13 protein-coding genes are annotated in these 13726 nt (G+C 55.7%); 12 read left to right on the top strand and 1 reads right to left on the bottom strand.

The genetic code is table 11. The features are described from left to right. Positions 1-255: 255 nt before the first annotated feature. Positions 256-1017 carry an IclR family transcriptional regulator domain-containing protein gene (locus tag IGW03_RS35765; protein ID WP_194727159.1) on the bottom strand — a complete coding sequence of 254 codons (762 nt, stop codon included), beginning with the start codon at positions 1015-1017 and terminating at the stop codon, positions 256-258. 146 nt (positions 1018-1163) lie between these two features. Here IGW03_RS35765 and IGW03_RS35760 point away from each other — a divergent pair, with 146 nt between their 5' ends. The 12 genes from IGW03_RS35760 (at position 1164) to IGW03_RS35705 (ending at position 13521) form a co-directional block, all read left to right on the top strand. Beyond that, positions 1164-2141: a Bug family tripartite tricarboxylate transporter substrate binding protein gene (locus tag IGW03_RS35760; RefSeq protein ID WP_194727158.1), complete on the top strand. Its 978-nt coding sequence runs from the start codon at positions 1164-1166 to the stop codon at positions 2139-2141. Between the two features lie 61 nt (positions 2142-2202). Next, on the top strand, positions 2203-3432 hold the full coding sequence (locus IGW03_RS35755; protein WP_194727160.1) for an aromatic ring-hydroxylating oxygenase subunit alpha: 1230 nt from the start codon (positions 2203-2205) through the stop codon (positions 3430-3432). 4 nt (positions 3433-3436) lie between these two features. Continuing rightward, positions 3437-3910 carry an aromatic-ring-hydroxylating dioxygenase subunit beta gene (locus IGW03_RS35750; RefSeq protein WP_194727157.1) on the top strand — a complete coding sequence of 158 codons (474 nt, stop codon included), beginning with the start codon at positions 3437-3439 and terminating at the stop codon, positions 3908-3910. Positions 3911-3920: 10 nt separating this feature from the next. Then, positions 3921-4886, top strand: coding sequence for a PdxA family dehydrogenase (locus IGW03_RS35745; protein ID WP_194727156.1), 966 nt, complete (start codon positions 3921-3923; stop codon positions 4884-4886). 56 nt (positions 4887-4942) lie between these two features. After that, positions 4943-6007: a CDP-6-deoxy-delta-3,4-glucoseen reductase gene (locus IGW03_RS35740; protein ID WP_194727155.1), complete on the top strand. Its 1065-nt coding sequence runs from the start codon at positions 4943-4945 to the stop codon at positions 6005-6007. Between the two features lie 230 nt (positions 6008-6237). Next, positions 6238-7458 carry a cytochrome P450 gene (locus IGW03_RS35735; protein WP_194727154.1) on the top strand — a complete coding sequence of 407 codons (1221 nt, stop codon included), beginning with the start codon at positions 6238-6240 and terminating at the stop codon, positions 7456-7458. A gap of 23 nt (positions 7459-7481) precedes the next feature. After that, positions 7482-7805: a 2Fe-2S iron-sulfur cluster-binding protein gene (locus IGW03_RS35730; RefSeq protein ID WP_194727153.1), complete on the top strand. Its 324-nt coding sequence runs from the start codon at positions 7482-7484 to the stop codon at positions 7803-7805. After that, on the top strand, positions 7805-9028 hold the full coding sequence (locus tag IGW03_RS35725) for an NAD(P)/FAD-dependent oxidoreductase (protein ID WP_194727152.1): 1224 nt from the start codon (positions 7805-7807) through the stop codon (positions 9026-9028). Before IGW03_RS35730 ends, IGW03_RS35725 begins: the two co-directional genes overlap by 1 nt. A gap of 111 nt (positions 9029-9139) precedes the next feature. Beyond that, positions 9140-9895: an SDR family NAD(P)-dependent oxidoreductase gene (locus tag IGW03_RS35720; RefSeq protein ID WP_194727151.1), complete on the top strand. Its 756-nt coding sequence runs from the start codon at positions 9140-9142 to the stop codon at positions 9893-9895. Between the two features lie 153 nt (positions 9896-10048). Next, positions 10049-11479, top strand: a complete 1431-nt coding sequence (locus IGW03_RS35715; protein ID WP_194727150.1) for an NAD-dependent succinate-semialdehyde dehydrogenase — start codon at positions 10049-10051, stop codon at positions 11477-11479. 337 nt (positions 11480-11816) lie between these two features. After that, the gene (locus tag IGW03_RS35710) at positions 11817-12287 is read left to right on the top strand and encodes a hypothetical protein (RefSeq protein WP_194727149.1); all 471 of its coding nucleotides are present in this window, start codon (positions 11817-11819) and stop codon (positions 12285-12287) included. Between the two features lie 94 nt (positions 12288-12381). Next, positions 12382-13521, top strand: coding sequence for an ABC transporter substrate-binding protein (locus IGW03_RS35705; protein WP_323745067.1), 1140 nt, complete (start codon positions 12382-12384; stop codon positions 13519-13521). Positions 13522-13726 lie beyond the last annotated feature (205 nt).

The raw sequence follows: 13726 nt of genomic DNA, 5'->3' as shown, positions 1-13726 counted from the left end.
TTGCAATATCGAGCCCGATTCTTACGATTGCCATGCCTGCCTCCTTCTATCCGTTGGGAAACGCCACGCTTTGTTCAGCCTTTAGTGTATCCAGCTTCAGGGGTGGAGGGAGTCCATGACATTACCGTTAGAAATGGAATGGGCGCCTCCCCCGAAAGGGCTAACGATGTAGAAGTGATGTGGGACAAGGAATCACCAGCTTAGGCAGTCAGCTGGGCCGTTATCTCTCTCAACAGGTAGCTGCGAACATACGTACTAAATCAGGGAGCCAAGCATCCGCCGTATACTCTCGAGTTCGGGCAGTAGGGTATCGATCATGTTATCGGTGGTTCGCCGCGCTGCCGCCGTAGCGAGACTCACGGACGCAAGCGTCTGTCCTGCGGCATTGCGAATGGGAACGGCGATGGAGCGGACGCCAAGTTCCAGTTCCTCATCGTTTAGCGCATACCCTTGCGCGCGAACTCGGGCAAGCTCTTCCATCAGTGCAGGAATCTCGGTCAGCGTATTCGGCGTCAATCGTTGACGCACCATCCGCTGCAGTCTCTGCAATGCCTCTTCTTCCGGCAATGCAGCGAGTAGCACCCGTCCCGTCGCTGCGCAGTAAGCCGGCAAGCGCGATCCGATCCAGAGCCCGCCCGACAGGCTGCGCTTTGCGGTCGCACGTGCCACGAAGACAGCATCGGAACCGTCTAGCACAGCAAAGGAACTGGGCTCTTGGGTACGTTCGGTTAAGGCCTCCAGAGTTGGCTGAACCAATTTAGCCAGAGGGGACGCGGCGACATAAGCATGCGCCAGACGTAATAAGCGAGGTGCAGGCCGAAACTGCTTGCCGTCCGTTTCTAGATATCCCAAGCGCTCCAAGGTAATCAGCGAGCGGCGCGCGGACGAGCGGGAATGGCCAGTAATCTTTGCCGCTTCAGTGATGGTGAGGGGGCCGTTTTTCAAGGCAAACGCCTCGATGACCATCAGGCCTTTCTCCAACCCGGCGACAAACTCTTTATCTACATCAGGTTCCATATCCAGTCAGCAATTATACGAATAGTTTGTTCGATATGCGGACATAATACTCGATTTATTGATCATCTTTACCGAAATAGAGTAAATTTCTCGTTATCGAGATTAACCAGGCACGACCGCAACGGTTGTGGAGACAAGGAGAAGACATGACCTACCCCATATCTAGGCTAGTGACCTGCATCGTCTTGGCCACCGGCACCGTATACGCCTTCGCCAATCCGACTGGCGGCTATCCCAAAGCGGCGATCAAGATCATCGTGAATTTCCCGGCGGGTGGTACGGCGGATATTCTGCCGCGCATCATTGCCCAGAAGCTGAGCGAGAAATGGCAGCAACCCGTCATCGTCGAAAACCGAACCGGTGCGGGCGGCAACATCGGGGCTGACGCCGTTGCCAAAGCGCCACCGGACGGCTACACCTTGCTAGCAACGCCGCCGGCCCCGCTGGCGATTAACCAGTACCTCTACAAATCGCTATCTTTCGATCCGGCGCGCTTCGAACCAGTGACGGTGCTGGCCACCGTACCCAACGTTCTGGCCGTCAAGACCACGTTGCCGGTGAAGACAGCGAAGGACTTCATCGCTTATGCAAAGAAGGAAGACGGCATGGTCACCGTGGCTACGCAGGGAAACGGGACAACGTCGCATTTGACGGCTTCGATGTTCGCGACGCAGTCGGGCACCAAGTTCACCTACGTGCCGTACAAGGGCACTGCGCCGGCCCTGACCGACTTGATGGGTGGCCAGGTCGACGCCTTCTTCGACAATATTGCGTCGATGTCTAAATTGCACGAGACCGGCAAGGCGAAAATTCTGGCGGTTGCCAGCGCCAAGCGCAGCCCCTTGCTTCCCAATATGCCGACGTTGTCGGAGGCGGGGCTTCCAGAATTCAATGCGTCGACTTTTTTTGCGATGGCTGCGCCACCCGGTACGCCGGTTGAAATTACGCAGAAGCTCAACGGCGCCATCAGGGACATCCTGAAACAGAAGGACGTGCAGCAGAAATTTTTGGAGCAAGGTGCGGAAATCGTCGGCAACTCGCCGGGTGAAATGACTGAATTCCTTGCAAACGAACGCGCCCGCTGGAAAAAAGTGATCGACAGCGCCGGCGTGACGATGAACTGATAGTACAAATGATGACTGACAATCAGGAAGGATGAAACACATGGAAGTGAAATTGCATGACATGCGCGCAAGCAGCGAGACGTGGGAGCCCGGTCTGACGGAAGTCCCGTACTGGGTGTATCAGGACGAGCGCGTGTATCGTCAGGAACAGCAGCGCGTGTTCGGCGGAGCGACATGGAATTACCTTTGCCTTGAAGCTGAGATCCCGAACAACGGCGATTACCGCACCACCTTCGTCGGGGAGGTGCCCGTGATTGTCGTGCGAGACGAGGAGGGCGACGTCTACGCGTTCGAGAACCGCTGTGCGCATCGCGGCGCGCTCATCGCACTGAAGGACAGCGGCAACGAGAAGGACTTCACATGTGTTTACCATGCGTGGCGCTACGACCTTCAGGGCAACCTCAAGGGCGTTGCATTCGAACAGGGTGTCAATGGCAAGGGCGGCATGCCTCCAGACTTCTGCAAGGAAGAGCATGCGCCGCGCAAATTGCGCACCGCTGTCGTCGCCGGCCTGGTATTCGGCAGCTTCGACGAGGATGTGCCTTCGATCGAGGAATATCTCGGCGACGAGATCATGCAGAGGATCGAACGCGTGATACATAAACCGGTAGAAGTTCTCGGCCGCTTCAAGCAGACCATCCCGAACAACTGGAAGCTGTACATGGAGAACGTAAAGGATTCCTATCATGCCAGCCTGCTGCATGTCTTCTTCACCACCTTTAAACTGAACCGTCTGTCCCAGAAAGGCGGCGTGGTGATCAGCGAAACCGGTGCGCACCATATCAGCTGGTCGAAGATCGATCACAAGCCACAGACCGATAGCGAGTATGCCGCGGAAAAATTGCGTTCGGACATGGAAAGCCTGAAGCTCACCGACCCGTCCATGCTGGAAGGCTGCGATGAATTCGGCGATGGTGTCACGCTGCAGATCTTGTCGGTCTTTCCCGGCTTCGTGCTGGCGCAGATCCAGAACACCCTCGCGATCCGGCAGATACTGCCGACCGGCATCGACAAGACCGTTCTGAACTGGACTTACTTCGGCTTCAAGGACGACACACCTGAGCTGCGCCGCATGCGCCTCAAACAATTGAACCTGACAGGCTCTGCTGGTTTCGTCTCGATGGAGGATGGCGCGGTCGGTGGTTTCGTGCAGCGTGGCATCGCCGGCGCGAGTCGAGAAAAGGCGATCCTGAAAATGGGCGGCGACAGCATCGAGACCCAGGAAAACCGTACAACCGAGGCCTCGGTGCGCGGTTTCTGGAACGCCTACCGCAGTTACATGGAGATATGAGCGTATGAGCACAATCACGCAAGAAAAGCTTTCCGCACTCAATGCCGCTTATGCACGCTGCATCGACAACGAGCAGCTTGAACAATGGCCTGAGTTTTTCCAGGAGAAATGCTTGTACCTCATCACCACCGCGGACAATCATGCCGTTGGAATGCAGGCCGGCATGGTGTATGCGGATACCCGCGGCATGCTGCGCGACCGGATCGTCGCGATGCGTGAAGCAAATGTCTATGAAGAGCAGCGCTACCGCCACATCATCGGCATTTCGTTTATCGTCGAGAACGGCGACCGGCAGGCGTCGGTAGAGACTCCGTTTATCGTGATGCGCATCATGCGAGGCGGCGAGACTATCGTGTTTGCAACCGGTCGTTATCTTGATCGCGTCGTCACGGCCGAAGACGGCGCACTGATGTTAGCCGAGCGCATTGTGGTGTGCGACAGCACCAATATCGACACGCTGCTGGTGCTTCCGCTCTAAAGGACAGTCGATGAAGCGCATTGCAATTACATTGGGGGAGCCCAACGGCATAGGGCCGGAGATCGCGGTCAAGGCTGCCGTCGAGCTGCACGGATCGGTGGAGCTGGTGCTGGTGGGTGACGAGTATTTGGTGCAGCAACATGCGGAGCGATATGCGCGGCAGCTGCGGCCCGTGCGCTTCGAGCCTGGCGCACCGGTCGATGGCCCCGCACTTCGCTTCGTCGATGTGCCGGCCCTGCCGGAATCGGCGTTCCGCCCCGGCGAGACGCTCCCAGAGGCTGGCATGGCCATCGTCAGTTACGTGCGCGCGGCGGTCGGTCTTGCCCAGCAAGGCCTAGTCGACGCAGTGATCGGCTGCCCGCATTCAGAAACAGCGATCCATCGCGCCGGCATCCGCTTCTCGGGTTATCCCGGCCTCATCGCGGAACTGACCGGCACCCCGGAAGAACGGGTCTTCCTCATGCTCGTATCGCCTGAATTGAGAATCGGGCATGTCACGCTGCATGAGCGGCTCCAGGGTGCGCTTGACCGAATCAATACGCAGTTGGTGGTCGATGCCGCCGTCGCGGTGATCGAAGCGACAAAGGCACTTGGCATCATGCAGCCGAAGCTTGGTGTGTTCGGTATCAATCCGCATGCGGGCGAAGATGGGCTTTTCGGCGACGATGATCAATTGATCACCGTTCCGGCTGTGCACCGCCTGCGTGAGATGGGATACGCAGTTGACGGCCCCGGCGGTGCGGACCTGATGCTATCGCAGCGCCGGCATGACGTGTATCTTGCGATGTATCACGACCAGGGGCATATTCCCATCAAGTTGCTGAGTCCGCTGACAGCCAGCGCCTTGTCAGTTGGCAGCGGCATTCTGTTCAGCAGCGTTGGCCATGGCTGCGCATATGACATTGCGGGGAAGGGTGTGGCCGATCCCAAGGCGACGATCCGTACCGCGCGCATGCTCGCCGGCATTGCGCAATAGGAAGCAATGGGGCAGCAAAAGGGCGATTCAATTATCAGTAATGAAAGGTCAGCGTCATGTCTCATACGATCCAGCTTGAGGGCCATGGCATCGAGTTCTCGTGCGAGCCTGCCAAATCTGTGCTTGACGGCGCGCTCGCAGCAGGCTACGAAATACCGTATTCCTGCCGCAGCGGCATCTGTGGCAGCTGCCGCGGCCGTGTCGTTTCCGGCAAGGTTGAGGGCGGCTTGGGCGGTGGCCTGACGGCGGAAGAGGAAAAGAGCGGCCACGTGCTCCTCTGCCAGGCGCATCCGTGTTCCGACGTTTCGGTGGAAGTGCGCGAGGTGCGCAAGATCGACAAGAACGCGATTAAGATCATCAAGGCCAAGGTGTACAAGATGACCCGCGCGGCGCCGGATGTCACCATCCTGCAATTGCGCTTTCCTGCAGGTACGCGCGTCAAGTTCAAGGCCGGGCAGTATCTGAGCGTCAAGCTCGAGGACGGCAGTTTCCGGCACTACTCGATGGCCAATCCACCCCACCAGAACGACAGCGTGGAACTGCACATACGCCATGTGCCGGGCGGAGCCTTCTCGCAGAAGGTGGAGCAGGGCCTTGCCGTCGGCGATCAGCTTGAAGTATCAATTCCGTATGGCGACTTCTTCCTGCGCGGGAGCGACGAGGAAAACGAGGGCAACAAGCCAATTGTGCTGTTGGCAAGCGGCACCGGCTTCGCACCGATCAAATCCATCATTGAGGATAAGATCAAGGCGAAACACGAGCGAAGCATGGTGCTCTATTGGGGTGCGCGGCGTCCGGAAGATCTTTACAAAATGGATCTTGCGCGAAAATGGGAGAGCCAGCTACCCTGGTTCCGCTTCGTGCCGGTGCTCTCGGATGCGCAGCCGTCGGACGACTGGGCAGGCAGGACCGGATATGTGCATCAGGCCGTGATGGTTGACATTCCTTCATTAGGCAGTTACGAGGTCTATGCCTGCGGCGCTCCTGCGATGATCAATGCGGCTCGCCATGAGTTTGTTCATTCGTGTGGTTTGAATCCGGACGCGTTCTACTGCGATGCCTTCGTATCAACCAAGACTTCGGCGAGCCAAACCATACAGGCGCCAACCGTGGCGGCCTAGCGACCATTCAGATAGGTCTTTATTTAGAGGCGATATCAAGGTGTTCGCACTGCGAACTAATTTGCTAAGTTTGTTGACCACGCTGTTAACAGGCTTCTACACTTGAAGCCGTATGTTTTTCGTTAAAAAGGCATTTCAATTGCGGCATGAACACTAAAGTCGCAGGAACAGGAGAGGCTGAATCACAATCGTGACGTCATGCCCTTCCCTTAAAATTAAGGAGACGTAATATGCTTAGTGCCGTCGCTGCGCACCACATGAAGCTGAATGTTCCGGTCTCGGACTTCGACCCTTACGCTGAGGAGGTGTTAAGAGATCCATGGCCTTATTATCAAGAACTAAGGGAAAAGGGTCCTGCCGTCTGGCTTGAACGGTATAGTGTGTTGGCATTTTTCCGCCATGAACAAGTACATGCGATACTTTCCGATCCATATACCTATTGTTCCTCAGCTGGTGTAGGCCTTACAAACTTCCGAACTGAAACACCATGGCGTAAGCCAAGCATCATTTTAGAAGCCGATCCGCCTGAGCATGGTCGTACCCGCAAGGTCGTCGCACGTATTCTGTCGCCAGCCTGGATCAACAAGCTGCGCCCAACCTTCGAGCGCGAAGCCGAGAAGTTGGTTGATAAGGTATTGAATAAAGGCACATTCGACGCTGCGACGGATTTCTGCGAAGCTTACCCACTCAAGGTGTTTGCCGATGCAGTCGGACTACCAGCCGAAGGCCGGGAAAACCTGCTTCCATACGGAGATATGGTGTTCAACGGCTTTGGTCCGATCAACGAGCGCTTCAAGGAACGGATGGGGACATCCGGTCAAGCGGTGCAGTGGATTGCAGAGGTCTGCCGACGCGAATCATTGACAAAGGATGGTTTAGGTGCCGATCTATATGCAGCCGCCGATGCGGGCGAGCTGACTCATGAAGAAGCTGGCATGCTAGTGCGCACTCTGCTTTCGGCGGGACTCGACACTACCGTCTTCACGCTGTGCAACGCAATGCTATGTTTCGCGAAACATCCAGATCAATGGGAGACTTTGCGCGAGAATCCGTCGATGGCGAGACAAGCGATAGAGGAAGTACTCCGCTATGAGCCAACCTTCCATTCTTTTTACCGCACGACTACAAAGCAGGTGGAGATTGCTGGCATCACAGTCCCAGAGAGCCAGAAGGTTGTCGTATTCATTGCTTCCGCGAACCGCGATGCGCAGCGGTGGGAAGATCCCGACCGGTTCGACATCCGTCGCCGGGCTTCGGGTAATCTGGCCTTCGGAACTGGGATTCACGGCTGCGCGGGGCAAATGATGGCACGTCTGGAAGGCGACATTCTGCTTTCCGCCTTGGCTAGAAAAATGCACAGTATTGAATTAGTGGGCACGCCTATTCACCACTTCAATAATACCGTCCGTGGCTATACCAGCATTCCGGTCAAAACAACCCCGAACAAGTAAAGAAACGCGAAGGAAAACGCAGCATGCCTCAAATTACCTATGTCCAACCCGACGGCTCTCGTCAAACCGTTGAAGTCAACGCAGGCGCAACGGTCATGCTCTCCGCAGTAACGAACGATATTCGCGGCATTGTCGCCGAATGCGGCGGTTCGGCAATGTGCGCCACTTGTCATGTCTATGTCGATCCTGAGTATGCGATGCGTATTCCGCCCGTATCCGAAGTGGAAAACGAAATGTTGGCTTCCGCAGCTAGCGAACGCCGTGAGAACAGTCGGCTAAGCTGCCAGCTCGTCATGGGTAATGGCGTCGAAGAACTAGTTGTACACATTCCTCCCCGGCAGGTGTGATGAGTCGGGGGCGCGTTTTAATCGTAGGAGGCGGCCAGGGAGGTTTCCAGGTGGCATCTTCTTTGCGCGACGAAGGCTTTGATGGACCCATTGCCATCATTGGCGAGGAACCCGGCGTTCCTTACCAACGCCCTCCGTTGTCCAAGGCTTACCTAATGGGAAAAGTGAGCGAAGATCAGATTCGCTTGCGGCCCGCGTCATTCTACGAAAGTCGCACAATCGAGTTGTTTGCGCCGGAGCGAGCGGTGCGCATCGCGCGCGATCTGAGGCAGGTCGAATTGGAATCCGGACGCCATCTCGATTACGAGCATCTAGTCTTAGCGACCGGTGCTCGTCCTCGTGGCATTCGAGTGGCAGGCGCCGAGCTGGACGGAGTGTTCACTCTCCGCGGGTTAGCAGATGCGGAAGCGATCCGCACACAATTGGAATCGGCAACGAATATCACCATCATCGGTGCTGGATTCATTGGATTGGAAATCGCTTCGGTCGCGCGCGCAATGGGCGTGAATACGCATATCATCGACTTTGCGGAGCGACCGCTTAAGCGATCTGTATCGGCAAAGACTGCGGATTTTCTGACGGAAGCGCATGCGACGCAAGGAACGCAGTTCCATTTCAAGACCGCCATCGTAGAGATTACGGGTGCGGGTGGCCGGGTAACCGGTGTGGCCACCTCCAATGGCAGGCACCTGCCGGCCGATCTCGTCGTGATCGGCATTGGAGTCGAACCCAGTGTCGAACTCGCTCGAGATGCGGGATTGAAAATCGATAACGGTATCGTTGTCGATCAGCAATTGCTTACCGCCGACCAATCGATATCAGCGATTGGCGACTGCGCACAATATCCAACCGATTTCTTCCCGCATCCGATACGGATCGAATCGGTGCAGAACGCTGTCGATCACGCAAGGTGCGTAGCTGCGCGTTTGGCCGGAAAGGCCGTACCCTATCGCAAGGTGCCCTGGTTCTGGAGCGACCAAGGCCAGTACAAGCTGCAGATCGCAGGCGTGGCGCAAGAGGGCGATGACGCGGTCTTGCGCGGCGATATGGCTTCCGGAAGGTTTTCCGTGTTTCGTTTCCGCGCCGGCCGTCTTTCATGTGTGGAGTCAGTGAACCAGGCCGCCGACCATCTTGCCGCTAGAAAGCTCATCGAAAAAAGTGCACCGCTTACGCCGGAACTGGTGAGCGATCCTGCGGTAAGTCTAAACCAGCTGGCTGCATGAGTATAAATCGTTCTTTCTGCCAGAGCGAAACCTGACCTAATAGTCGGGTTCAATACAAACTCCCATGGTGGTCTAGAGGCATAAAGCATTTAATGTATAAAAGGAGAAATTATGTCTGAACAATCGAAAGTAGTCATCATCACCGGTGGAGCAAGTGGCATCGGATATGCATTCGCCGAACATCTGGCGCGTGTCGGGCACCGCATGGTGATCGCTGATCTGCGCGGCGCCGAAGAAGCTGCCACACGCATCCGTGACCAGGGGCTGGCAGCAATAGGCGTCACTACTGATGTCGTCAAGCGCGACGATGTCGAGAAAATGGTCGCAGTAGCGTGCAAGGAGTACGATGGTATTGACGTGTTGGTGAATAACGCCGGCCTGTTTACCACACTGTCGCTTAAGCCGTTTGAACAGATTAGCGAGCAAGAATGGATGCGTGTTATGGAAGTCAATACGCTTGGTCCGTTCATCTGCGCAAAAGCGGTAGTTTCCGCAATGCGCAAGAAAGGCGGCGGACGCATCATCAACATCGCTTCAACCACGCCGATCAAGGGCACGCCGATGATGCTGCATTACGTGGCCAGCAAGGGGGCAGTAATCGCCTTTACCCGTTCACTTGCCAAGGAGCTGGGAAATGACAATATTACAGTCAATGCGATCGCTCCCGGATTCACCTTGAGTGATGGCGTGCTGCAAAGCGGTCTACATGACAAGATGCCCGACACTGCGCGTAAGACCAGTCGCACGATACAGCGGGATCAGGTTCCAGAGGACTTGGTGGGCGCGCTAGCTTTTCTGGCAAGTGATGGAGCCGGATTCATTACCGGTCAGACGCTGGCCGTAGATGGCGGCTCGGTATTTCTATAGAGCTAGTACAGCATCCCTCGGTGGAGGATTGCGCAAAGGATGAAGGGTCGAGACCCGAACCCCTACGACTTATTCCGAATTGACTCAATGCGTGCGCGCGACGTGTGCGCGATTAGGAAGACACGGCCAAACGCGTGTCCCAATGGAGAAAGCATGTACGAACAACTTGCACTTTATATTGACGGTAAATTCTTACGCGATGGCGACCGCCGCCAGCAGGATGTCATCAATCCAGCCACTGGCGTCAGTATAGGAAAGCTTCCACATGCTACGCGCACCGACCTGGATCAGGCCTTGGAGGCCGCGCAGAATGCCTTCGAAATATGGCGCAAGTCGTCCCCCTTGGAACGTTCGAAAGTGCTGCGCCGCGTAGCGGAACTCGCGCGTGAACGCGCCGACGAAATTGCGCGCAATATCACCTTGGATGGTGGCAAGACGCTGGCTGAAGCAAAGGGCGAGATTCTGGGCGCTGCGGAACATGCGGAATGGCATGCCGAGGAGTGCCGACGCACCTATGGACGTGTTATCCCGTCGAGGGCACCCCATATCCGGCAGATCACGGTTCGCGAACCGATTGGAGTGTGTGCCGCCTTTACTCCCTGGAATTTTCCGTTTGTCCTTTCCATGCGCAAAATGGCGGCCGCGATCGGCGCTGGCTGTACCATGATTGTAAAAGGACCGGAAGATTCACCCAGTGCAGTGGTGGCACTGGCGCGACTCTTCCATGACGCGGGATTGCCACCGGGATGCCTAAACATAGTCTGGGGCGTACCGTCGGAAGTCTCTGAGTATCTGATCACCTCGCCGATTGTCCGTAAAATATCGTTTACTGGATCGATACCTGTCGGCAAGCAGCTTGCAGGGTTGGCAGGAGCGCACATGAAACGCATCACCATGGAGCTCGGCGGCCATTCGCCGGTGCTGGTGTTCGACGATGCAGAGGTCGAGCAGGCGGCGCAGACCTTGGCTGTCCTCAAGATGCGGCATGCGGGTCAGGTTTGCATGGCGCCTAGCCGGTTCTATGTCCATGAAAAAGTCTATGATCGTTTCCTCGACGGCTTCACCAAGGCGTTGGCCTCGATCAAGGTAGGTGATGGCCTGCTGCCAGATACCAACATGGGTCCGCTGCTCCACGAGCGCCGTGTCGCTGCGATGGAAAGCCTCGTCAGCGACTCGGTCGAGCGCGGTGCCAAAATTGTCTTCGGCGGTCAACGGCTTGAGCGCGATGGATTCTTTTTCCCTCCAACAATCATGACGGAAGTCCCTGACGACGCAAAAGTGATGCTGGATGAGCCTTTCGGCCCCGTTGTGCCACTGTCGCGCTTCAGTGATACTGACGATGTGCTCCGCCGTGCTAACAGCGTGCCGTACGGACTCGCTTCCTACGTGTTCACCGGCTCACTCAAGACGGCACGATACGTAGCCAACAATCTCGAGGCCGGCATGGTGAACATCAACCATTTTGGCATCGCGCTTGCGGAAACGCCGCTAGGTGGAGTGAAGGATAGCGGCATCGGTAGCGAAGGCGGGAGTGAGACATTCGAGGCTTACCTTGTGACCAAATTCATTTCCGAGGCAAGCTGACCGACGGTCCGTGTCGAATGTTGTAATACAACAGAACCAATTAGTATATCTTGCGCTCCGTCCGATGGACGACATCGTAAGATGGGTGGAGTTCGATTTGCAACTCTGGGCTAAGGCTAAATTTTGAAATCGCTACACCAAAATATTCTTGGTCCAGTGAACAAAAGCGTACTGTATGACATGTGTGCAACTTCGATGCAAGAATGGCCGGGCGACATTACCCGCGTACCGTACCGTCTCTACGAGAACGAGGTGATCCGCAGGCAGGGAAAGGACTTTCGACAGCCCGAAAGGGAAATACTGTACCCTGGTTTGCCTGACCAAGTCGACGTCGGATATGGAAATCGGTGCCTGCCCCTTTGTCAATTTCGACCCGAACAAGCACCAGAAGGCCAAGGCCATGGTTTATCGCGGCAATTGCGTGACCGATAACTTGAACCGTTCAAGGCTATGCTTTCCGGCCAACACGCGCGTTAGGTTCGAGGCCAACGGGTACGTGCAGAGCGTGATAGAGGACAGCGAGAGGTGCGTCTCTTCGATGGACAATCCGCAACACCAGAGCGACTACGTGCAGTTGCACATCAGCCACGTACCGTACGGGCGCTTCACCTCTTACCCGCGATCGAACGTCCCGCAAGACGACAAGCTGGAGCTCCCGTTCGCTGACTTCTGGCTGAGGGACATCGGCAACAAGCCCTTAATTTTCGTGGCCAGTAGCACCGGTTTCGCGCTGCCCGAGGAATCCTTCCGCAACGCTTTCGTGGTCGAAGCAGAGACTTGCGCTGTGCCAGCGATGACGCCATCTTAATTCCCATTAGGGCTGAAAGAGGACGTACATTTATTTTAACATTTTGGAGAATGTAAAAGTGAAGTTTGGATCTTTAGTTAAAGCAACAGCGACAATCGGCTTATTAGGATTCGCATCGCTTTCTGCCTCTGCGGAGGACGCCATCAAGGTCGGTTTGATCGCCCCCTTTTCCGGTGCCTATGCCGAATACGGTAAGCAGATGCAAGCCGGGATTAATGCTTATATGAAGCAGCATGGAGACAAAGTAGGCAGCAGAAAGGTAGAAATTCTTACCCGTGACACAAGCGGTCCATCTCCGGAAATTTCGAAACGCTTGGCACAGGAGCTAGTGACGCGTGACAAGGTCGATTTCCTTGCCGGCTTTGGCTTCACGCCGGATGCTCTGGCCGCTGCGTCAGTGGCCGAGCAGGCTAAAAAGCCGATGGTGATTATGAATGCGGCGGGTTCCGTAATCACCACCAAATCCAATTACATCACACGGGTATCGATGACTATCGCGCAAAACTCTGCGCCGATGGGAACATGGGCGCTGAAGAACGGCATCAAGCGCGTGGTAACTGTGGTAGGTGACTACAATCCCGGCATAGATGCAGAGGCCGCATTCAAGAACACTTTTGCAGCGGGAGGTGGCCAGATCGTGGAATCCATTCGCGTGCCTTTGCGCAGCCCGGAACTTGCGCCTTATATCCAACGCATCAAGGATGCCAAGCCGGACGCCGTTTTCCTTTGGGTCCCTTCAGGTGAACACACGATTTCCTTCATGAAGAATTACCGTGAACGCGGTCTTGCTGAAGCAGGCATTAAAATTGTCGCTACCGGCGATTTGACTGACGAACAAATCCTGCCTGCGATGGGCGACTCTGCACTGGGAGTCATCACGACTTTTCATTATTCCGCCTTCCATAACTCTCCGGAAAACAGAGCGTTTGTAAATAGCTTTGCCGACGCTAATCCAGGCACTGGACTGCCCAATTTCATGGGAGTCGCGGGCTACGACGGCATCCATGCCATCTATGAGGTGGCTAAGAAACTTAATGGGAAAATTGACGGGGATAAGGCGATGGCGGTCCTCAAGGGGATGAAAATCAACAGCCCGCGCGGCCCTCTCACCATCGATCCGCAAACACGCGACGTGACTCAAACTGTCTACGTACGCAAGGTGGAAAAGGTCGATGGTCGGCTTGCGAACGTCGAGTTTGATAAGTTTTCCGACGTTAGAGATCCCGGCAAATAATTATGCCACTGAATAGGTGCGGTTACGTATGCGGCATTGCATCCGTAATGAAAGCCATAGGTATCAGAACTTATCTAACGGTAATGTCATGGACTCCCTCCACCCCTGAAGCTGGATACACTAAAGGCTGAACAAAGCGTGGCGTTTCCCAACGGATAGAAGGAGGCAGGCATGGCAATCGTAAGAATCGGGCTCGATATTGCAA

This window comes from Noviherbaspirillum malthae (assembly GCF_015352985.1).
GTDB classification, from domain to species: domain Bacteria; phylum Pseudomonadota; class Gammaproteobacteria; order Burkholderiales; family Burkholderiaceae_D; genus Noviherbaspirillum; species Noviherbaspirillum malthae.
Note: the sequence above shows the minus strand (reverse complement) of the source record. Positions and strands in the feature narration are given on the sequence as shown.

What these genes read in the sequence shown, in the direction of transcription:
- IGW03_RS35765 (WP_194727159.1), bottom strand. Translation starts at nt 1,017, where the DNA reads ATGGAACCTGATGTAGATAAAGAGTTTGTCGCCGGGTTGGAGAAAGGC.
- IGW03_RS35760 (WP_194727158.1), top strand. Translation starts at nt 1,164, where the DNA reads ATGACCTACCCCATATCTAGGCTAGTGACCTGCATCGTCTTGGCCACC.
- IGW03_RS35755 (WP_194727160.1), top strand. Translation starts at nt 2,203, where the DNA reads ATGCGCGCAAGCAGCGAGACGTGGGAGCCCGGTCTGACGGAAGTCCCG.
- IGW03_RS35750 (WP_194727157.1), top strand. Translation starts at nt 3,437, where the DNA reads ATGAGCACAATCACGCAAGAAAAGCTTTCCGCACTCAATGCCGCTTAT.
- IGW03_RS35745 (WP_194727156.1), top strand. Translation starts at nt 3,921, where the DNA reads ATGAAGCGCATTGCAATTACATTGGGGGAGCCCAACGGCATAGGGCCG.
- IGW03_RS35740 (WP_194727155.1), top strand. Translation starts at nt 4,943, where the DNA reads ATGTCTCATACGATCCAGCTTGAGGGCCATGGCATCGAGTTCTCGTGC.
- IGW03_RS35735 (WP_194727154.1), top strand. Translation starts at nt 6,238, where the DNA reads ATGCTTAGTGCCGTCGCTGCGCACCACATGAAGCTGAATGTTCCGGTC.
- IGW03_RS35730 (WP_194727153.1), top strand. Translation starts at nt 7,482, where the DNA reads ATGCCTCAAATTACCTATGTCCAACCCGACGGCTCTCGTCAAACCGTT.
- IGW03_RS35725 (WP_194727152.1), top strand. Translation starts at nt 7,805, where the DNA reads ATGAGTCGGGGGCGCGTTTTAATCGTAGGAGGCGGCCAGGGAGGTTTC.
- IGW03_RS35720 (WP_194727151.1), top strand. Translation starts at nt 9,140, where the DNA reads ATGTCTGAACAATCGAAAGTAGTCATCATCACCGGTGGAGCAAGTGGC.
- IGW03_RS35715 (WP_194727150.1), top strand. Translation starts at nt 10,049, where the DNA reads ATGTACGAACAACTTGCACTTTATATTGACGGTAAATTCTTACGCGAT.
- IGW03_RS35710 (WP_194727149.1), top strand. Translation starts at nt 11,817, where the DNA reads ATGGAAATCGGTGCCTGCCCCTTTGTCAATTTCGACCCGAACAAGCAC.